The following is an 18,615-nucleotide window of genomic DNA, read 5'->3' on the forward strand; positions in this document are numbered from 1 at the left end:
GCTCTTCGCATGTCAGGCCGTCGACGGCTGCGCGCGGTACAGCGGGTAGAGCAGCCGCAGCAGCTCGGCCGTCGCGTCGGCGGGATCGAGTCCGTCGAGGAGCCCGGGCGGCACCGCCATCGGCGGGTAGTGCGCCGGGATCGCCCGCGTGGCGTCGATCGACTCGTGCGTCGCGGTCTCGAGGTCGGTGTGCGCGATGATGCCCTGCCGGTCGAGCAGCAACCCGTCGTCGGGGTCCAGCTGGAGGATCGGCAGCGAACCGGATGCCTCGTGCATGGCCTCGGGCTGGAACAGCAGCGGCAGCCCGTGGCGCTCGGCGAAGTCCACCGCCTCCTCGAGGTCGACGATCTCGACCTGCCCGCTCTCGTTCATCGACGTCCCGGCGACCCAGTCGACGCCTCCGGCCCACATCGCCGCGATGAGATCGGATGCCCCGGGCATCCGCAGCGGGTCGAAGACCTGGACCCAGCGGTGTCCGTCCACCTCGGAGACGAGGTGCTCGGGGATGGCGACCTGCGGCGCCGCGGGAGCGCGTACGGCCACCATGCCGGCGAGCCGGTCCGCGAACCAGGGCTCCTCGGTGAGGCGGCGCACCTCGTGCGGCAGCGAGGCGACGTCGATGAGCTCGACGAGCCGTCGGGGCCGGGCGGCGACGGCGAGCGGCTTGTGCCCGCGCGCCGCGCCCTTGATCGACATGATCTCGTCGGCCACGCCGGCGTGGCTTCCGTCGACCAGGAGCCCGAACACCGTGCCGAAGTGCGTGCCGACCACTCCGCCGGCCCGGATCACGTCGACCGCCTCCGAGAGCGCCTCGGTGTCGTCGTACGAGCAGATCTCCATGCGTCCCACCCCCACGACGATCATGTCGGAGTCGGCCCGAGCGGGGAAGACGCACGAGACGGGGAAGACGCGGAAGAGCGGATGCCCCGTGCGAGGCATCCGCTCTTCCTGGTGTTCGACCGGACGGAGGACCCGGCCCGACGACGTCGGCTCAGAAGTCGAAGTCGCCGATGTTGTCGGCGTCGAAGACGTACGGGTCGCCGAGCAGGACGGTGCCGTCGGCGCCGACCTCGTAGTCGCCGAGCTTGCCGGCCTCGAACGAGTCGCCTTCCTCACCCGTGATCGTGCCCTCGATGAGCGCCTTCGCCGCGTACGCGGTCAGGTAGCCCAGGTCGGCCGGGTTCCACAGCGCGAACGCGGTGACCGTGCCGTCCTCGACGTACTCGCGCATCTGGTTCGGGGTGCCCAGGCCGGTCAGCGCGACCTTGCCCTTGTACTCCGAGGTCGACAGGTACCGGGCCGCGGCCGCGATGCCGACCGTGGTGGGCGAGATGATGCCCTTCAGGTTCGGGTGCGTCTGCAGCAGCGCCGCGGTCTTGTCGAACGAGGTCTGGTCGTCGTCGTCGCCGTAGACCGTGTCGACCAGGGTGATGTTCGGGTGGTTCTCCAGCTCCTTCTTCATGAGCTCGATCCACGCGTTCTGGTTCGTCGCGTTCGCCGACGCCGAGAGGATCGCGATCTCGCCCGCGTCGCCGATCTGGTCGGCGATCAGGTCGATCTGCACCTTCGCGATGCCCTCCGCGGTGGCCTGGTTGATGAACAGGTCACGGCACTCGGGGTTCGTGTCGGAGTCGAACGTGACCACCTTCACACCCGCGTCACGGGCCTCGTTCAGCGCGTCGCAGATCGCCTCGGGGTCGTTCGCGGACACCGCGATCGCGCCCACGCCCTGCTGGGTCAACGTGTTGATGTACGACACCTGCGAATCGGGGGTCGCCTCCGCGGGACCGACCTCGGCGAACGTGCCACCGAACTCGTCGATCGCCTCCTTCGCACCCGCCGACGACGTGTCGAAGTACGGGTTGCCCAGGTTCTTCGGCAGGAACGTGATCGCCAGGTTGTCGCTGCCGCCACCCTCCGTACCCCCGGTACCACCACTGCCCGAATCCACCGCGCAGCCGGCCAGGACCAGCGCCGCGGCCGCGGCGAGCGCCGTCAGTGCGCCCGCACGCCGCTTGTTGTGAAACATCGTTGTTCTTCCCTTCATCGGATGAGGGCGATGGTGATCGCCTCGACAGTCGCGCAGCCCGGTCACCCTGCTGTGGAGGCCTCGACGCGCGGTGTTCCCCCTGGTGCTCGCCGCCGCTTTCGCAGCCAGGCCAGGAAGCTGGAGGTCACCACCGAGAGCACGAGCAGCACGCCGGTGATGATGTTGATGACGTCGGAGGTGACGTTCGCGAGGCGCAGCGCGCTCGCGAGCACCCCGATGAGGAGCACGCCGGCGATCACGCCGTGGATCGCGCCACGGCCGCCGAAGATCGACACGCCGCCGAGCAGCACCGCGGCGATGACCTGCAGCTCGAGGCCGGTCGCGTTGTCGCCGCGCGCGCTGCCGTAGCGGAGCGTGTAGTAGATGCCCGCGAGCGCCGAGATGGTGCCCGAGAGCATGAACAGGATGAACTTCGTCCGCTCCACGCGCACGCCCGAGAACCGCGCCGCCTCGCTCGCGAGGCCGATGGCGTAGATGCCCCGGCCGAAGGGCGTGAAGTGCAGCAGCACCACGAACACCACGAGGAGCACGAGGAAGAGGAACAGCACGACCGGGATGTTCGAACCACCCACGCGCGCCTTGGCGAGGTCGGTCCAGAACTCGGGGAAGTCGGTGATCGCTGTGGTGCCGAGCAGGCCCACGGCGAGGCCGCGGTAGAGCGCCAGGGTACCGATCGTGACGGCCAGCGATGGCAGGCCGACCACGGTGATCAGGAAGCCGTTGATCGCGCCGCCGATCGCGCCGGCGACGATCGCCAGCACGGCGGCGAGCTCGAACGGCACGCCGGCCTGGGTCATCACGCCGGTCAGCACGCTGGCGAGGCCCGCGATGCTCGCGACGGAGAGGTCGATCTCGCCCGTGATGATGATGAGCGTCATCGGCAGTGCGATGAGCAGGATCGGCATCACGTCGAGGAGCAGGAACGTGAGCGTGATCGGCTGGCTGAACCCGCGCACCGTGGGGATCGCGATGAGCGCCACGATGAGTAGCAGCGCGATGATCGCCATCTCGCGGGTCAGCAGCACGCGCTGCCACAGGGGGCGGTCGTAGTCGCGGTAGGTGCGCACGGCCGCGTCGGTGGTGGTGGTCGCGGTCATTCGCCTTCCTCCCTGGCTTCGAGGAGCTTCCGTTTCTGCCGGATCGCGAGGACGCGGTCGAGCACGATGGCGCCGATGATCAGGGCGCCGACGACCGCGCGCTGCCAGAAGTCGGGGATGCCGAGGATCGGGAGGGCGCGGTTGATGGTGAGCAGCAGCACGGCGCCGATCGCGGCGCCCCACACGGTGCCGCTGCCGCCGAAGATCGCGACGCCGCCGATGACCGCGGCGCCGACCGCGTCGAGCTCCCAGCCCGATCCGGCCTGCGAGCTGATCGTGCCGTAGCGGGCGGCGTAGAGCACGCCGCCGAGTCCGGCGAGGGCGCCCGAGAGCACGAACGCGGTGAGCAGGCGCCGGGTGACGCGCAGGCCGTAGAGCTCGGCCGCCGACGGGTCGGATCCGATCGCGTAGAACTCGCGCCCGCCGCGGGTGTTCTTCATGAGCCAGCCCGCGACCGCGAGCACGACGAGGGCGATGATCGTGAGGATCGGGATGAACAGGATCTGCCCCGTGCCGAGCGCGAGGAAGTCGCGCGGCAGGTCGGACGCGTTGATGCGGTCACCGCCGGTCCAGAGCACGTTGATGCCGCGGTAGGCGTACAGCGTGCCGAGGGTGATGACGAGCGACGGCACCTTCGCGAAGGCGACGAGCGCCCCGTTCACGAGCCCGAGCAGTCCGCCGAAGACGATCACGATCACGAACACCGCGATGATCGGGATGCCCTCGAGGTCGATGAAGAGGCGGCCGCACAGGTAGGCCGACAGGCCGAGCACCGAGCCGACCGAGAGGTCGACGTTGCGGGTGATGATGACGATCGCCTGGCCGACCGCGAGGAGCACGAGGATCGACGGGGTCAGCAGCAGGTCGCGCCATCCGTCGGTGCTGAACAGGAAGTTCGGGTTCGCGATCGTCGCGGCGACGATGACGAGCAGCAGCGCGATGAGGATGCCGAACTCGCGGGCGGCGCCGACGGCGCGCAGGCGCTTCGTGACGTCGGACTTCTCGATCGTGGCGGTCACGAGTGGGCTCCCTGGGCGTGGGTCGCGGCGAACATCACGTTCTCGCTGGTGGCGTCGGCGCGATCGATCTCGGCGGTGATGCGGCCTTCGCGCATGACGAGCACGCGGTCGGCCATGCCGAGCACCTCGGGCAGCTCAGACGAGATCATGAGGATGCCGATGCCGCGTCCGGCGAGCTCCGAGAGCAGCCGGTGCACCTCGGCCTTCGTGCCGACGTCGATGCCGCGGGTCGGCTCGTCGACGATGAGCACGCGCGGCTCGGTCGCGAGCCACTTGCCGAGCACGACCTTCTGCTGGTTGCCGCCGGAGAGGGTCGCGGCGACCGTCGAGAGGGCGTTCGTCTTCACCTCGAGGCGGCTGGCCCACACCTTCGCGGCGCGGTTCTCGAAGCCCGACGTGATGATGCCGGCCTTCGCGAGCTGGTTGCGGATCGCGAGGGTGATGTTGCGAGCCACGGATGACTCGAGCACGAGTCCCTGCTTGCGGCGGTCCTCGGGCACCAGCGCGATGCCCTGCAGCATGGCGCGTGCCGGATCGCCCTTCTTCACCGGGCGCCCCTCGAGTGCGACCGAGCCGGAGTCGTACCCGTCGACGCCGAACACGGCCCGGGCGACCTCGCTGCGGCCGGCGCCGACGAGGCCCGCCAGGCCGACGATCTCGCCCGCGCGCACCGTGAACGAGATGTCGTGGAACACGCCGGCGCTCGACAGGCCCTCGACCTCGAGCAGCGGCTCGCCGATCTCGGCCTCGATCTTCGGGAACAGGTCGGTGACGTCGCGGCCGACCATCTGCCGCACGAGCTCGTCGGCGGTGGTCTCGGCGATCGGCGTCGTCGCGATGTAGGAGCCGTCGCGCATGACCGTGACGGTGTCGCAGAGGTCGAACACCTCGTCGAACCGGTGCGAGATGAACAGCAGCGCCCGGCCCTCGTCGCGCAGGCTGCGCGCGATCGCGAACAGCCGGTCGACCTCGACGCCCGACAGCGCCGCGGTCGGCTCGTCCATGATCAGCACGCGCGCGTCGAGCGACACGGCCTTCGCGATCTCGATGACCTGCTGGTCGGCGATCGACAGGCCCTCCGCCGGACGGTCGGGGTCGATCCGCACGCCGAGGCGCTGGAACAGCGACTCGACCTCGCGGCGCATCGCCTTGCGGTCGATGCGGCCGAACCGGCCGACGGGCTGGCGGCCCATGAAGACGTTCTCGGTGACCGACAGGTCGGGGAACAGCGTCGGCTCCTGGTAGATGACGGCGATGCCCGCGGCCTTCGACTGGGCGGTCGACGTGAAGTCGACCTCCTCGCCGTTCAGGCGGAACTCGCCCGCATCGCGGCGGTACAGCCCGGCCACGATCTTGACCAGCGTGGACTTGCCGGCGCCGTTCTCGCCGATGAGCGCGTGGATGGAGCCGGACTGCATGCGCAGGCTCCCGGAGCGAAGTGCGACGACGGCGCCGAACGACTTGACGACCCGGGAGAGCTCCAGCATGGGGGGCGCTGCGGCCGGCGGGATGTCCGTCTGCACGAGTTCCTCCTCGTCGAGGGTGAATTTGGATCTGAATCGATTCAGGGGCGATTCAGGGCTACTCTATGGACGGACGGGTGATCGGTCAAGTCACCCGTGACATCGGTGCAACATCGACGACGAGGAGCACGAATGCCACCGGCCAGCATCCGCGATGTGGCGCAGCACGCCGGGGTGTCGGTCGGCACGGTCTCCAACGTGCTGAATCGCCCCGACGAGGTGTCGGCGGAGTCGATCGCCCGCGTCAACCGCGCGATCGAGGCCCTCGGCTACGTGCGCAACGACGCGGCGCGCAAGCTCAGGGCGGGTGTCTCGACGACCGTCGGGTTCGTCGTGCTCAACGGCCAGAACCCGTTCTTCAACGACGTCGTGCGCGGCGCGGAGGACGAGGCGTCACGCCACAACATCGCGATCCTCTACGGCAACACCGACGAGGACGTCTCCCGCGAGAAGCTCTACCTCGACCTGTTCGAGGAGCAGCAGGTGCGTGGCGTGCTCATCTCGCCGTACGGCGACATCCTCCCCCGGCTCGAGCGGCTCCGGTCGCGGGGCATCGCGGCCGTGCTCGTCGACCGGTTCGGCGGCAGCAGCCGGTTCAGTTCGGTGTCGGTCGACTCGGTCGCGGGCGGTCGCATGGCCGTCGAGCACCTCATCGAGACCGGGCGTCGCCGCATCGCGTTCGTCGGCGGGCCCTTCGACATCCGCCAGGTCAACGACCGCCTGGCAGGCGCACGCGTCGCCGCCGAGAACGCGGAGCACGTCGAGCTCGAGGTCGTCGCGACCGCGGCCATGACGGTCGACGAGGGCGCGGCGGCGGGCGCCCGCATCGTCTCGCGTCCCCGCCACGAGTGGCCCGACGCGCTCTTCGCCGCGAACGACCTCATCGCGCTCGGCCTGCTGCAGTCGCTCGTCGTCGGCGGGCGGATGCTGGTGCCCGACGAGATCGCGATCATCGGGTTCGACGACATCGCGTTCGCGGGCGCGGCGGCCGTGCCGCTCTCGTCGATGCGCCAGCCGAGCGGCATGATCGGCCGCACCGCCCTGCGAATCCTCCTCGAGGAGACCGCCGACCCCGAGCACATCCCCCGTCAGACCGTGTTCCAGCCCGAGCTGGTGGTGCGCCGGTCGACCGACCCGGCACCGCGCCGCGTGCACTGAGCGGCGACGGATGCCGCGGGGCATCCGCGCCCGACGACGTTCACGAGCCAGGCTCGGCGAATGCCGAACGAGCGACGACGGATGCCCCGACGGCTCAGACGAGGATGACGAGCTTGCCGCGCACGTGCCCGGCCTCGCTGACGCGCTGCGCCTCCGCGGCCTCGTCGAGTCCGAACGTGCGGCTGACCTCGAGCTCGAACCGGCCCTCGGCGGCGAGCTGCGCGACGATGCCCGTCGCCTCGTCGCGCCAGCGCTGCTCCTCGGCGGTGAGCGGCACGGCGCTGCCGCCCGCGTAGGCATGGATGCCCCACTTCGGCGCGTCGGCGCCGCGCACGACGGTCGCGATGCGGCCGCGGTCGGAGACGAGCTCGACGGAGGCGTCGAGCGCCTCATCGGTGCCGGCCGCGTCGAGCGCGACCGTGACGCCCTCGGGCGCGACCGCCCGGACGCGGTCGACGAGCCCCGGGCCGTACGCCACCGGCACGGCGCCGAGCTCGCGCAGCCGATCGTGGTTCGCCTCGCTCGCGGTGGCGATGACGCGCGCGCCGTCGGCGACCGCGAACTGGATCGCCGCCTGGCCGACCCCGCCGGCGCCGCCGTGCAGGAGCAGCGTGTCGCCGTGGCCGACCCCGAGCGAGCGGATCGCCTGGTACGCCGTGCCCGCCGGGATGCCGATGCTCGCCGCCTCAGCCCAGCCGAGTCCGGCGGGCTTGGGCACGAGCCGCCCGGACGGGACCACGACCTGCGTGGCGTACGCGCCGCGCGCGCTGCGCACGATGACCTCGTCGCCCACCCGCACCCCGTCGACGCCCGCGCCGACGGCCTCGACGACGCCCGCGGCATCCGACCCCGGACGCACCGCGCGACCACCGGTGCCGTTGCCGCGGACCCCCGACCGGAGCTTCCAGTCGATGGGATTCACGCCCGCGGCGCGCACCGCGACGACGACCTCGCCCTCACCCGGCTCCGCGTCGGGCACCTCCTCGAGGTGCAGCACCTCGGGTCCGCCGATCTCGCGGTAGACGACTGCTCTGGCCATGGTGTCCTCTCGGGTCGGTCCCCCTCCAGCCTCTCGCATCCCGCGAGGCGCGACGGCCGATGTTGCGAAGGTGGTCGTGAGGGCCGAGCGGATGCCGCGACCGCACGTTCGGAACCCCGCGGTGCCTCATCGACGCTCCGACTGTCAAGTCCCTGCGCGCCATTCGTCCCGGTGCGTAGTCTTCCGGGACACCGGCGATGCATCCGCCGGAGCGCCTGCACGGAGGAGGGTCGACGTGGACCTGCTGTTCGACATGATGACGGGGGTCGGCCTCGCGGCGATCGCCGCCCTGCTGCTCGTCTTCTACCTCGCGCTGTCGCGTGAACCGCGGGACCGCCGGCGCGGACGCCATGCGGCGGGACCCGCGCACTGGGCTCAGCCCTGGAAGTCCTCGGGATCCACGTCGTCGAGGAACCGCTTGAACTCGTCGACCTTGGCGTCGTCGGTGCGCGGATCGGCCAGCTCCGCCGGAATCCCCGCCTCGTCGAGCACACGCTCGGCCACGTAGAGGGGGGCTTCGCTCCGCAGCGTCAGCGCGATGGCGTCCGACGGGCGGGCGTCGAGCACGAGCGTGCCCGACGGCGTCGTCAGCGTGATCTCGGCATAGAACGTGCCGTCCTCGATGCGGGTCACCTCGACGCGCTCGATGCGGGCGCCGAGCGTCTCGAGGAAGGTCGTCATGAGGTCGTGCGTCAGCGGCCGTGGCGCCTGCTCGCCCTCGAGCGCGAGCAGGATCGAGGTCGCCTCCTGGGAGCCGATCCAGATCGGGAGCACGCGGCGGGCGTTGGGGTCCTCGAGCAGCGGCTTCAGCAGCACGATGTGCTGGCGCGCGGCATCCAGCGCGACGCCGAGGACGCGGACCTGGACCATCGTGCCCCTCCCCTCGATGACCGGGGCGTGACACTGCCATCGTACGTCTCGCGACGGGCTCCCGGCGGGGACGAACGACCGCGGCCGCGGCATCCCGGGGGCATGCCGCGGCCGCAGCCGATTCACTGGCGGATCACTTCGGAGCGGTCACCGTCGTCTTGTTGAAGTTCTTGCCACTCCCGTCGGGGCGGTAGTTCTTCTCGACGTTCCCGGCGGAGTCCACCGAGAACCAGTTGACCGTGGTGCCCGCGGGCACCCTGACCACCTCGGCGCCCTCGCGGATGCCGGCCGTGCCGTAGAGCGTCGACTCGTAGGTCGGCTTCGAACCGTCGAGGGTGTAGAACACCGCCGCCGACTCGGAGACCTCGAACGTCAGGTCGACCATGCCGGCCTGGGCGCTCGCCGCGACCTTCACGGTGCTCGTCGGGCGCTGCGAGTCCTTGTCGAAGTCGTACGCCACGCGCATGAGCTCGATGAGCCCGTTGGCGAACTCCTGCGACTCGGCATGCGCCGAGGCACCGTTCGGGTCGTCGCTCTCGAACGGCGGCTGGAACTGCGTGCCGACCTCGAAGTTCCACGCGTAGATCCCGTACTTGTACCAGAGCATGTCACCGGAGTTGCCGGCCGCCGAGTACAGCACGTCGGAGATCGGGCCCGTGCGGGCCGGCGTCACCGACATGCCGCGGTACCGCTTGATCTCGGTCAGGATCCGCGACGAGGCGCCCCAGAAGTACGACTCCTCCTCGAGCGTCGGGCGCGGCGAGGAGCCGCGGTCCGGCGTCGTGTAGGCGCCCGGCGACCACATGAAGTAGTTGCCCGAGCTGTGCAGGTTCATCGCGAACTTGATGTTCGGGTTCGCGCCCGCGATCCAGTCGATGTTGGCGCTCTCGGGCTCGCTCAGCTCCGCCGGACCCGCGTACGTGCCGCTGGTGCACGACGAGGAGGCGCCGCTGTAGCCGTCGAACAGGCTGTAGGTGTCGTAGTTGCGGTTGTTGTCGACGCCCCAGCTCGTGCGGGAGAGGAAGTCGGCGCTGCCCGAGCGCTCGCAGTGGTTGGTCATGTTCTTGCGCTGCGACGCGAAGTCGTAGAACGAGTAGTGACCACCGTCGGGGTTGACGGACGGGACGATCCAGATGTCGAGGTTGTTCACCAGCTTCTTCGTCGACGCGTCCTGCGCGTAGTTGCGCAGCAGGCGCTCGGCGGACTCGACCGCGACCAGCGGCGGGACCCACTCGCGTGCGTGCTCCTGCGCGTAGGCGAGGACGCCCGGCTTCGAGCCGTCGCGCGTCTTGCCGATCCGAATCGCGTACACCGGCTGCGGGTCGCGCGACACCGAGGCGGGTGCCGAGAGTCCATCGGTGAGCGCGGCCGAGCCCGCGGCCACGACACCGGTGCCCGTGTTGCCACGGTAGGTGTAGGCGACCACCAGCGCGGATGCCGCGGGCGACGCGTTGATCGCCGCGACGACCTGCGCCGCGGTGCTCGTCGCGGTGCCACCGGCGTTCGTGCCCAGGGAGACCGCGATGGCGGACCCGTTGACCGAGACCGACAGGGGCGAGTTGGCGGTGCCCGGCGAGGTCAGCGCGAGGGTGATGTCGTTGCCGCCCTCGTGGCCCCAGGCCTTCGAATCGATCGCGACGCGGCTCGCGTTCGCGGTGCCGAGCACGGCCTGCGCGTGACGCCGGTAGCCGTTGGTCGGGTTCGGAAGCTCGACGATCTCGGAGATCTCGGGGAACTCCGCCGCCAGCGCCTTGACCCGGTCGTAGAGCTCGGTCGGCGTGAGGTACGAGGTGATGAAGTCGGTCTGGTAGTTCGGACCCCAGGCGGCCTCGCCCTCGATCGGGAGCCAGTCGTTCACCTTGGCGGTGGCGACGTCGCCGGTCGGGCTGGTGATGCTCACGGTGTCGGGCCGGGTGGTCACCGTCGACGCACCGCGGTGGTAGAGGTAGACGCCGGCGTCGACGAAGCGGCTGATGTTCTGCGTGCCGCCCGATCCCATCGGGGTGCCCGGGCCGCTGTCGCGCTGGACCGTCAGCTGGGCGGAGTTCGTCTGGCCGTCGGCCCACTTCGCCTCGACCGACAGGTAGCCGACGCCGAACTGCGTGTAGTAGTCGGCGCGGATGATCTTGACGTCCGCGGCGTCGGCGGCGGCCGCCGCGGCGAACTGCTGGTTCTCCGCGACGGCGGCGGCGATCGTCGCGTCGCGTTCGGCGAGCACGGCCTCGGTGTCGTCCTCGTCGTGCAGGGTGACGCCGACCGAGAAGCCCCGGGCGCGCAGGGCATCGGCCTCGCCGTCGCTGATCACCGCATGGGCAGTGATCGTCCCGTCGGGGTTCAGGTGCGCGGCGTGGTCGAGGTCGACGCCGGTGTCGACCAGGCGGTCGAGCTCGGTGTGGTCGGCCAGGGTGACCTCGACGACGCTGACCTCCTCGTCGGCGTCGCGCGTCAGTTCGGGCGGCGGCTCGGAACCGGCAGCCGCGCCGATCGGCGTCATCGTGGTGAGCGTGAGGCCGAGCAGTGCGGCGACGACCGCCGACCCCCCGATCGCTCTCTTCCTTCTCAACGTGTACATCAGGCATTCCCTCCTCGTTGCGGTGGCGCTGTCGTGCAGTCGAGCCGGAGTCGTACCGAGGGGGTGATGCAGGGGAGGCGTCACTCCGACGAGCACCGGCGCCTCTTCGGGTGAGTCGGGCCGTTGCTTGCGGTTCTGTCTAGCGGATCGCGACTTGGAGCGTCAATAGTTGCGGATCTGGCGGCTCGGATTGCGCAGTGTGCAATCTTGCGTCGGCGAATCGGCGGAAGACGCCCGTAGTCCCCCGAAAGGCGGACCCGGAATCGGAGATGCATCTCCGCTCTGCAAGCGCTGCCGGATGCCGCGGATTCCCGCGGTTTCCGGCCCCGACCGGGCCTCATCACGCACATTCCGAACCACGCATGCGTGCAACGTGACATGTCACCTGAAACCGGTTTCCAGTCGGAATGGACGCGCAAGAAATCGCCGCTGCGCGTCAGGGCCGGATCGGAGCGTCGGCGGTCAGTACTCCTCGCGTCGTCTCCGTGGCGATGACCACGCCGGCGTCGAGCACCAAGCTCACCTCGACCTCGTTCCCGTCGGTGGCTGCTGGCAGACTCGTTCCCATGGCCACGAGCATCGGCACTCCCGGCGGTTCGCCCGAACGACCCGCCGTGTTCTTCACCGGGCCCGAGGAGTTCCGTGCCTGGCTCGAGGCCAACCACGCCACCGAGACCGAACTGTGGATGGGCCTCAACAAGCGGCACGTGCCCGATCGCGGCCTCACCTGGGAGCAGGCCGTGCCCGAAGCGCTCTGCTTCGGTTGGATCGACTCGGTCTCGCAGCGCATCGACGACGACGCGCGGCGCCAGCGCTGGACCCCGCGCAAGACCGGCAGCAACTGGTCGGCGGTGAACATCGCGCTCGTCGAGCGGCTCACCGCCGAGGGTCGCATGCATCCCGCCGGCGTCGCGGCGTTCGAGCGTCGGCGCGACGACCGCTCTGGCGTGTACTCGTTCGAGAACCCCCCGCAAGACCTGCCGCCCGCGTTCGCCGAGCAGCTCGCAGCGGATGCCGCGGCATCGGCGTTCTGGGAGGCGGCGACGCCGACCTACCGCCGCCTGGTCGTGCACTGGATCCTCACCGCCAAGCAGGAGGCCACGCGCGAGCGACGGCTCGCGCAGCTCATCGACGACAGCGCCGCCGGGCGACTCGTGCCGTCGCAGCGCTACGGCGAGGTGCCGAAATGGGTCGAGCGGGCGGCCGAAGCGGCGCGCGCCGCGGCATCCGACGCCTGAACCGACCCGACGAGCGTCGATGACGCCGGCGCGTCATCCTGATCGAGGCGGCCGCGTGGCCGTACGAGGATGGCATGGTGCCCGCCTTCACCCCGCTCGAGTGGCTGCTGCTCGCGGTCGCCGCCCTCGCGGTCGGCGCCTCGAAGAGCGGCATGCCCGCGTTCGGGCCGATCCCGGCGGCACTGTTCGCGACCGTCCTGCCTGCGAAGGCCTCGACGGGTGCAGTGCTGGGCCTGCTCCTCGTGGGCGACCTCATCGCGGTCGGGATGTACCACGCCCACGCGGATTGGACGATCCTCCGCCGGCTCATCCCCACGGTCGTCGCGGGCGTGCTGCTCGGCGTCGTCGTGCTCTGGTACGCGGACGATGCGGCCGTGCGCCGGATCATCGGCGCGACGCTCGTCCTGCTCGTGGTGCTCCGCGTGTCGTTCCTGCTGCGCGATCGCCGCAGCGCGGCGGAGCCACGACCCGTGCCGTCGGGACTGGCCTACGTGTTCGGCCCGCTCGGCGGGTTCACGACGATGATCGCGAACGCCGCCGGACCCGTGATGACGCTCTACTTCGTGGCGTCGCGCCTCCCGGTGCAGGCCATCCTCGGCACCGCCGCCTGGTTCTTCCTGCTCGTGAACGCCTTCAAGGTGCCGTTCTCCGTCGGGCTCGGGCTGATGACCTGGCCGTCGCTCCTGCTGAACCTCGTCCTGGTGCCGGCCTTGATCCTGGGCGCGCTCGGCGGTCGAGCCGTCGCGCGCCGGATCTCCCCCGTCTGGTTCGAGCGCATCGTGCTGGTGCTCACACTGTCGTCGGGGATCTTCCTGCTCGTGCGCGCGTAGCCTCGGGTTGCTCAACGCCCGACCGGCCGCCCGGTTGGACACGGTGGCGGATCGTGGAGTTCGAGATCGCCGTCATGTACATGCCTCGAGCACGTCGGCTGGCGTAATGTCACCTCGCTCGACAATGGCGACGACAGGATCGACGATGACCACCACTACACGGACGGCCAACCCCACGAAGCTTCGGCGTTCCCTCGGCCTGTGGGCCATCGTGGCCCTCGGCCTCGGGTACATGACGCCCATGACGGTGTTCGACACGTTCGGCTACGTCTCGGAGGAGAGCGGCGGCGTCGTGCCGCTCGCCTACCTCTTCGCCCTGGTCGTGATGCTGTTCACGGCCATCAGCTACGGGCGGATGACGCGGGTCTACCCCTCGGCCGGATCGGCGTACACGTACGCCTCCGAGACCATCCACCCGAACGTCGGCTTCCTCGTCGGCTGGACGGCCCTCCTCGACTACCTCCTGCTGCCGCTCGTGAACGCACTGCTCGTGCGCCAGTACTTCGAGTCGTTCTTCCCCGACGTGCCCGGCTGGATCTGGGTCTTCGGCTACGTCGCCCTGATCACGCTGCTCAACCTCTGGAGCATCTCGTCGACCTCGCGCGTGAACGCGACGCTGCTCGTGTTCCAGGTCGTGCTCATCGCGGTCTTCGTGGTGCTCGCCTGGGGTGCGCTGTCGCAGGGCGCCGGCAACGGCACGGCGTTCAGCCTCGAGCCGCTGTACCACGCCAACACGCAGATCGCGACGGTCATCAGCGCGGCCACGATCGTGTGCTTCTCGTTCATCGGCTTCGACGCGATCACGATGTACACCGAGGAGGCGAAGGACGCGCACACCGTGCCGAAGGCGATCGTGCTCGCCCTGGTGCTCGGCGGCGTGATCTTCTTCACCGCGGCGTGGTTCGCGCAGTCGCTCTTCCCGTCGACCGAGGGCTTCACCGAGGGCACCGCGCTGCCCGAGATCGCGTACTCGGTCGGCGGCATGGTCTTCCAGATCTTCTTCGTCTCGGCGGCGGTCGCGGCTGCGGCGGCTTCGAGCCTCGCGTCGCACGCGAGCGTCTCGCGCATGATCTACGTGATGGGCCGCAACGGCACCGGCCCGATCGCGCGGCGCCTGTCGTACGTGCATCCGAAGTTCCGCACGCCGGCAGTCGCGGTGGTGCTCGTCGGCATCGTGTCGCTCGGCGCGGCCATCGCCGACCTCGACTTCGTGTTCTCGATGATCAACTTCGGCGCGCTGATCGCGTTCACCGTCGTCAACCTGTCGGTCATCCTCCACTTCGCGATCCGCCGTCGCGAGGTGAAGACGCTCTGGCAGGTCGTGCGCAACATCGTGCTGCCGGTGATCGGCGTCGTGCTCACGGTCGTGCTCTGGCTCAACGTGAGCAGCGAGGCCATGACCTACGGCCTGATCTGGCTCGCGATCGGCTTCGTCGCGCTGCTCGTGATGACCCGACTGTTCCGACGCCGCCTGCGCCTGTCGCTGCAGGAGGACGAGGTCATCGCCGAGGGCGACGAGGGCGAGGACGCGCTGCTCGACGCCGACCGGCAGCGCCTGGACGCCGAGAAGTAGCCCGCTCGCGGAGCGCACCGCCGGTGACACGGGACCCTCGACGGAGGAGGATGTCACGGGATGGACGCACTGCATGACGCGCTGTCGGGGGCGCAGGTCGAACCGGCCGTGTTCAGACTGCGCCCCGACTATCGGGCGCTCCTGATCGCCGTCGACGGACTCGTGCCGGGCTCGAGCGACGGCACGAGCGCCGCGCTCATCGAGGCCGCCGAGGCATCCGCTCGCGCCGCGCTGGCCGCCACCCCCGTCGAGGAGCTGCCCCACGTCGCTGCGTGGCGCGAGGCGTATCGCGCATTCGGCGCGAAGCCGCAGCGCACGCGCAACAGCCTCGAGGCGCTGCTTCGTCGAGCCGCGGGCGGCCTACCGCGGGTGAATCCGCTCACCGACCTCTACAACGCGGTGTCCGTGCTGCACCAGGTGCCGCTCGGCGGCGAGGACCTCTCGCGATACCGCGGCGCGCCGCGGCTGCTCCGGGCGACCGGCGCCGAGCCGTTCGACACGATCGCCGACGGGGCCGAGGTGGTCGAGCATCCCGAGGTCGGCGAGGTCGTCTGGTGCGACGATGCGGGCGTGACGTGCCGACGCTGGAACTGGCGTCAGGCCCGTCGAACGCAGCTCACCGAGCACACGACGGCCGCCGTGTTCATCCTCGACGCCTTGGACCCGACGTCCGACGACGAGCTGGCCGCCACGGCCGACGAGCTCGTCGCGCACCTGGCCCGACTCGGTCCGTCGGTGACGAGCGCGCGTCGGCTGCTCCGCGCCGGCGATGCGGAGCGCCACGGCTGAACATCCTCGCGCTGTCGATCCAGCCCCTTCCCCGTTCGACGCAGCAGTGAGCGAACGTTTCGAGAAAGGAGCTCATCATGGGGACGGTCATCTTCGATATCAGCATGTCGCTCGACGGATTCATCGCGGCGAGCGGCATGACGCCCGAGGTCGGCATGGGGGTCGACGGCGAGGTGCTGCACGACTGGGCGCTCGACGGCGGCGAGCGCGACCGCGAACTGCTCGAGCAGGCCGGCGAGCGGCTGGGCGCCGTCATCGCCGGCCGTCGCACGTACGACAACTCCATCAGGTGGTGGGGAGCCGACGGCCCGACCGGCCCGGCCCGGATCCCCCTGTTCGTCGTGAGCCACGACACGCCCGCCGACGTTCCCGAGGACGGCGTCTACACGTTCGCCGGCGACACCCGCTCGGCGCTCGAGGCAGCCCGTGCGACGGCCGGCGACCAGGACGTCGGCATCATGGGCGGCGCCGACATCGCCCGGCAGTACCTGGCCGAGGGCGTCGTCGACGAGATCTCGATCCACCTGGTGCCCGTGCTCTTCGGCAGCGGCACGCCCCTCTTCGGCGATGGCTGGCTCGAGCAGCACGTGCGGCTCGAGGGGCCCGTCGTGATCGACACGGATGCCGCGACGCACCTGCGCTACCGCGTCGTGAAGTAGCGTCGCGGCGCAGCGTGCCCGGCGGCCGCGACCCGCGGCCGTCGGCCGTCGGGTCGACGCCGTGTCAGCGCCGGGGCGTCCACCCGAACGGCGTCGGACCGTCGAGGTCGGCACGCTCGAGGTCCGCCTGCGTCGACCAGCCCTGCGCGGCATCCGTCGCGTCGTCGAAGCCGCCGCGCGCGACGCGGAACCCGACGTCCTCGTGGTGCATGCGCGGCGCTCCCCCGCGCCGGGTCGACGCCCGCACGCTCCACGCGTCGTCGGCGAACCCGCCGCCGCGGAACACGCGGTAGTCGTCGTACCGCGCGGGGTCGAGCAGGTCCCAGCACCACTCCCAGACGTTGCCGAGCGTGTCGAAGAGCCCGTTGAGGTTCGGATGCTTCCCGCCGACGTCCTGCGGCGATGTCACGCCGTCGGCGCTCGTCCACGCCACCTCGGCGAGCGGGCCGTAGTGCGGAGCCGTCGACCCGGCGCGGCACGCGAACTCCCACTCGGCCTCGGTCGGCAGGCGGTACCCGTCGGCGTCGACGTGCCAGGTCACGTCCTCGCCGTCGAATGCGTACACGGGGTCGAGCCCCTCCCACTCGGATGCCGCGTTGCAGAACCTGATCGCCCGCAGCCAGCTCACGTCGGTCGCGGGCCGCCGCGGATGCGATGCCGTCTCCCCCAGCAGCTCGCCGAGCTGCGCCTGCGTCACCGGATACACGCCGAGCTCGAACGGCTCGAGCTCGACGGTCCACCGCACCTTGCGGCGCGCGTCGTGGAGCCCCACGGTGCCGCCCGCGATGCGGGCGAGCTCGATGTCCATCACCGGTGCAGTCTCGCACGGCGCGCCGACGCGGCATCCGTTCGAGTCGGCGGACGCTCAGAGCAACGCGGCCGCCCGCCGCAGCATCGGATCGGGATCGGTCGTCCATCGCTCGATGATCCGGCGTGCGCGCTCCGCCTCCGCACCCTCGAGCCGATCGAGCAGCGGACGCACCACGTCGGCGGCGAGCGGATCCACGAGCTCGCCGATGCGGGCATCGCGCAGGAACTGCTCGATTCGCGTGAGGTCGTTGCCCCGCAGCATCCGCACCTGCCCCTGGAGCAGGACGATCGCGGCGAGCCGGCGCTCGTAGACCGGCTCCTCCCAGAGCTCCGCGGCGAGCGCCGTGACCTCGTCGTGCGTCAGGCCCGGATGCCGCCGGCCCGCGTCGCGCACCGTGCCGCGGATCGCCCCGACCGACGCCCCGTAGAACCGCAGCCCGCCGCCGATCCGCTCGGCGTCCGCCTCCGCCCGGAACTCCGAGCCCTCGAACCGGAGCGTGCGGTCGATGAACTCGGCGGCGGGAGAGGCCACGTGTCAGTCGAACTCGACGTCGGTGTCGCGCGGATACGCGCCGCCGGCGAGCTTCACCAGGTGGGCGTGGGCGTATTCGCACACCAGCGCGTGCCGGTAGACCATGCGCGGCACGTCGACGTTCGAGTCCATCCAGAGGCTCATGCCCGCGTTCTTCCAGTGCCGGAACGTGTCGTCGTCGGTGACCAGGGCGAGGATCTCGAGGAACGAGTCGTCGAACCGGATCGAGTGCACCGCGCGGCGGTACTCCTCGACCGTCAGCGCCATCGAGAACGGGATGTTCATGAAGCAGAGGGCGGTCTGGATGTCGAGGCGGAGGGTGCGTCGGCGCCAGCGCTCGGCGTCGAGCGGCGGGATGTCGAGCTGCGCGAAGTCGAGCGTCTCGGGCCGGGTCAGCGGCACGGCGTCGAGCGCGATGAGCACGTCGTAGACGTTGACGTCGTGTTCGACGACGGCCTGGTCGCCGAGCCCGGAGAGGGTCTCGGGACGCAGCGTCACCGGCTCCATCGCGACGGGCGTGTTGCGGATGATGAAGTTGACGAGGTTGGTCTCGACGACGAAGTGCCGGATGAGCAGCTCGACGGCGTCGGGCGAGACGAACCGCCGCAGGAACCACACGCACAGCACGTCCATCGTGTGCAGCGGCATCCACCGGAACGGCAGCACGCGCTTGACGATCGAGATGAGCGCGACGAGGATCCGCGACACGATGCGCGCGATCGGGTAGAGCCACCGCCGTGAGAGGCGCCGCTGGTCGTCGATGATGAGTCGCACGAGCGCGCGGTCGAGTGGCACCGAGGGGTCGGCGTACACCGCCTCCCACATGCTCGGATCGGAGCGGACGAACTCCGCCATG

Annotated in this window: 18 protein-coding genes; 6 read left to right on the plus strand and 12 right to left on the minus strand. The window is 70.5% G+C overall.

Annotation, left to right across the window (positions count from 1 at the left end; all coding sequences use genetic code 11):
- Positions 1–12 precede the first annotated feature (12 nt).
- The 5 genes from ACWGO8_RS04435 to ACWGO8_RS04455 all read right to left on the minus strand — a co-directional run bounded on the left by ACWGO8_RS04435 (position 13) and on the right by ACWGO8_RS04455 (position 5,653).
- A complete protein-coding gene (locus ACWGO8_RS04435) occupies positions 13–939 on the minus strand; it encodes a hypothetical protein (RefSeq protein WP_452041917.1) in 927 nt (308 codons plus the stop codon).
- A gap of 52 nt (positions 940–991) precedes the next feature.
- Positions 992–2,029, minus strand: a complete 1,038-nt coding sequence (gene rhaS / locus ACWGO8_RS04440; RefSeq protein WP_376955976.1) for a rhamnose ABC transporter substrate-binding protein — start codon at positions 2,027–2,029, stop codon at positions 992–994.
- 62 nt (positions 2,030–2,091) lie between these two features.
- A complete protein-coding gene (locus ACWGO8_RS04445) occupies positions 2,092–3,147 on the minus strand; it encodes an ABC transporter permease (RefSeq protein ID WP_376955975.1) in 1,056 nt (351 codons plus the stop codon).
- Complete coding sequence (locus ACWGO8_RS04450) at positions 3,144–4,166, minus strand: ABC transporter permease (RefSeq protein WP_452041918.1); 1,023 nt, start codon at positions 4,164–4,166, stop codon at positions 3,144–3,146. Before ACWGO8_RS04450 ends, ACWGO8_RS04445 begins: the two co-directional genes overlap by 4 nt.
- Positions 4,163–5,653: a sugar ABC transporter ATP-binding protein gene (locus tag ACWGO8_RS04455; RefSeq protein ID WP_452043517.1), complete on the minus strand. Its 1,491-nt coding sequence runs from the start codon at positions 5,651–5,653 to the stop codon at positions 4,163–4,165. The genes ACWGO8_RS04450 and ACWGO8_RS04455 overlap by 4 nt, the downstream gene beginning before the upstream one ends.
- 168 nt (positions 5,654–5,821) lie before the next feature.
- Here ACWGO8_RS04455 and ACWGO8_RS04460 point away from each other — a divergent pair, with 168 nt between their 5' ends.
- Complete coding sequence (locus ACWGO8_RS04460) at positions 5,822–6,847, plus strand: LacI family DNA-binding transcriptional regulator (protein WP_376955973.1); 1,026 nt, start codon at positions 5,822–5,824, stop codon at positions 6,845–6,847.
- A gap of 94 nt (positions 6,848–6,941) precedes the next feature.
- Here the strand turns inward: ACWGO8_RS04460 and ACWGO8_RS04465 are convergent, their stop codons facing one another.
- The 4 genes from ACWGO8_RS04465 to ACWGO8_RS04480 all read right to left on the minus strand — a co-directional run bounded on the left by ACWGO8_RS04465 (position 6,942) and on the right by ACWGO8_RS04480 (position 11,896).
- Positions 6,942–7,886, minus strand: coding sequence for an NADP-dependent oxidoreductase (locus ACWGO8_RS04465; protein WP_452041919.1), 945 nt, complete (start codon positions 7,884–7,886; stop codon positions 6,942–6,944).
- 375 nt (positions 7,887–8,261) lie between these two features.
- Positions 8,262–8,756, minus strand: a complete 495-nt coding sequence (locus ACWGO8_RS04470; RefSeq protein ID WP_452041920.1) for a bifunctional nuclease family protein — start codon at positions 8,754–8,756, stop codon at positions 8,262–8,264.
- Positions 8,757–8,889: 133 nt separating this feature from the next.
- Positions 8,890–11,319, minus strand: coding sequence for a M14 family metallopeptidase (locus ACWGO8_RS04475; protein WP_452041921.1), 2,430 nt, complete (start codon positions 11,317–11,319; stop codon positions 8,890–8,892).
- A 445-nt stretch (positions 11,320–11,764) separates the two neighbouring features.
- On the minus strand, positions 11,765–11,896 hold the full coding sequence (locus tag ACWGO8_RS04480) for a hypothetical protein (RefSeq protein ID WP_452041922.1): 132 nt from the start codon (positions 11,894–11,896) through the stop codon (positions 11,765–11,767).
- On the opposite strand from ACWGO8_RS04480, the gene ACWGO8_RS04485 reads away from it, so the two are divergent.
- The 5 genes from ACWGO8_RS04485 (at position 11,895) to ACWGO8_RS04505 (ending at position 16,417) form a co-directional block, all read left to right on the plus strand.
- Positions 11,895–12,566, plus strand: coding sequence for a YdeI/OmpD-associated family protein (locus ACWGO8_RS04485; protein ID WP_452041923.1), 672 nt, complete (start codon positions 11,895–11,897; stop codon positions 12,564–12,566). The genes ACWGO8_RS04480 and ACWGO8_RS04485 overlap by 2 nt on opposite strands.
- A 74-nt stretch (positions 12,567–12,640) precedes the next feature.
- Positions 12,641–13,396 (plus strand): TSUP family transporter, encoded by a 756-nt coding sequence (locus ACWGO8_RS04490; RefSeq protein WP_452041924.1) that lies wholly within the window; start codon positions 12,641–12,643, stop codon positions 13,394–13,396.
- A 145-nt stretch (positions 13,397–13,541) separates the two neighbouring features.
- Complete coding sequence (locus tag ACWGO8_RS04495) at positions 13,542–14,969, plus strand: APC family permease (RefSeq protein ID WP_452041925.1); 1,428 nt, start codon at positions 13,542–13,544, stop codon at positions 14,967–14,969.
- Between the two features lie 60 nt (positions 14,970–15,029).
- Complete coding sequence (locus ACWGO8_RS04500) at positions 15,030–15,758, plus strand: B3/B4 domain-containing protein (RefSeq protein ID WP_452041926.1); 729 nt, start codon at positions 15,030–15,032, stop codon at positions 15,756–15,758.
- A gap of 77 nt (positions 15,759–15,835) precedes the next feature.
- A complete protein-coding gene (locus ACWGO8_RS04505; RefSeq protein ID WP_452041927.1) occupies positions 15,836–16,417 on the plus strand; it encodes a dihydrofolate reductase family protein in 582 nt (193 codons plus the stop codon).
- A 64-nt stretch (positions 16,418–16,481) separates the two neighbouring features.
- Here ACWGO8_RS04505 and ACWGO8_RS04510 read toward each other — a convergent pair whose 3' ends face one another.
- Genes ACWGO8_RS04510 through ACWGO8_RS04520 form a run of 3 tightly spaced genes read right to left on the minus strand, consistent with a single transcriptional unit; the run spans position 16,482 to position 18,614 of the window.
- Positions 16,482–17,228, minus strand: coding sequence for a formylglycine-generating enzyme family protein (locus tag ACWGO8_RS04510; RefSeq protein ID WP_452041928.1), 747 nt, complete (start codon positions 17,226–17,228; stop codon positions 16,482–16,484).
- A gap of 54 nt (positions 17,229–17,282) precedes the next feature.
- Positions 17,283–17,759, minus strand: coding sequence for a DNA alkylation repair protein (locus ACWGO8_RS04515; RefSeq protein WP_452041929.1), 477 nt, complete (start codon positions 17,757–17,759; stop codon positions 17,283–17,285).
- Between the two features lie 3 nt (positions 17,760–17,762).
- Positions 17,763–18,614 carry a DUF6999 family protein gene (locus ACWGO8_RS04520; protein WP_452041930.1) on the minus strand — a complete coding sequence of 284 codons (852 nt, stop codon included), beginning with the start codon at positions 18,612–18,614 and terminating at the stop codon, positions 17,763–17,765.
- Between the last annotated feature and the right edge of the window lies 1 nt (position 18,615).

This window comes from Agromyces sp. NPDC055661 (assembly GCF_053618135.1).

Coding starts and splice junctions, on each gene's coding strand:
- ACWGO8_RS04435 (WP_452041917.1), bottom strand. CDS start 939: ATGCCTCGCACGGGGCATCCGCTCTTCCGCGTCTTCCCCGTCTCGTGC.
- rhaS (WP_376955976.1), bottom strand. CDS start 2,029: ATGTTTCACAACAAGCGGCGTGCGGGCGCACTGACGGCGCTCGCCGCG.
- ACWGO8_RS04445 (WP_376955975.1), bottom strand. CDS start 3,147: ATGACCGCGACCACCACCACCGACGCGGCCGTGCGCACCTACCGCGAC.
- ACWGO8_RS04455 (WP_452043517.1), bottom strand. CDS start 5,653: ATGCTGGAGCTCTCCCGGGTCGTCAAGTCGTTCGGCGCCGTCGTCGCA.
- ACWGO8_RS04460 (WP_376955973.1), top strand. CDS start 5,822: ATGCCACCGGCCAGCATCCGCGATGTGGCGCAGCACGCCGGGGTGTCG.
- ACWGO8_RS04465 (WP_452041919.1), bottom strand. CDS start 7,886: ATGGCCAGAGCAGTCGTCTACCGCGAGATCGGCGGACCCGAGGTGCTG.
- ACWGO8_RS04470 (WP_452041920.1), bottom strand. CDS start 8,756: ATGGTCCAGGTCCGCGTCCTCGGCGTCGCGCTGGATGCCGCGCGCCAG.
- ACWGO8_RS04485 (WP_452041923.1), top strand. CDS start 11,895: ATGGCCACGAGCATCGGCACTCCCGGCGGTTCGCCCGAACGACCCGCC.
- ACWGO8_RS04480 (WP_452041922.1), bottom strand. CDS start 11,896: ATGGGAACGAGTCTGCCAGCAGCCACCGACGGGAACGAGGTCGAGGTG.
- ACWGO8_RS04490 (WP_452041924.1), top strand. CDS start 12,641: ATGGTGCCCGCCTTCACCCCGCTCGAGTGGCTGCTGCTCGCGGTCGCC.
- ACWGO8_RS04495 (WP_452041925.1), top strand. CDS start 13,542: ATGACCACCACTACACGGACGGCCAACCCCACGAAGCTTCGGCGTTCC.
- ACWGO8_RS04500 (WP_452041926.1), top strand. CDS start 15,030: ATGGACGCACTGCATGACGCGCTGTCGGGGGCGCAGGTCGAACCGGCC.
- ACWGO8_RS04505 (WP_452041927.1), top strand. CDS start 15,836: ATGGGGACGGTCATCTTCGATATCAGCATGTCGCTCGACGGATTCATC.
- ACWGO8_RS04520 (WP_452041930.1), bottom strand. CDS start 18,614: ATGGCGGAGTTCGTCCGCTCCGATCCGAGCATGTGGGAGGCGGTGTAC.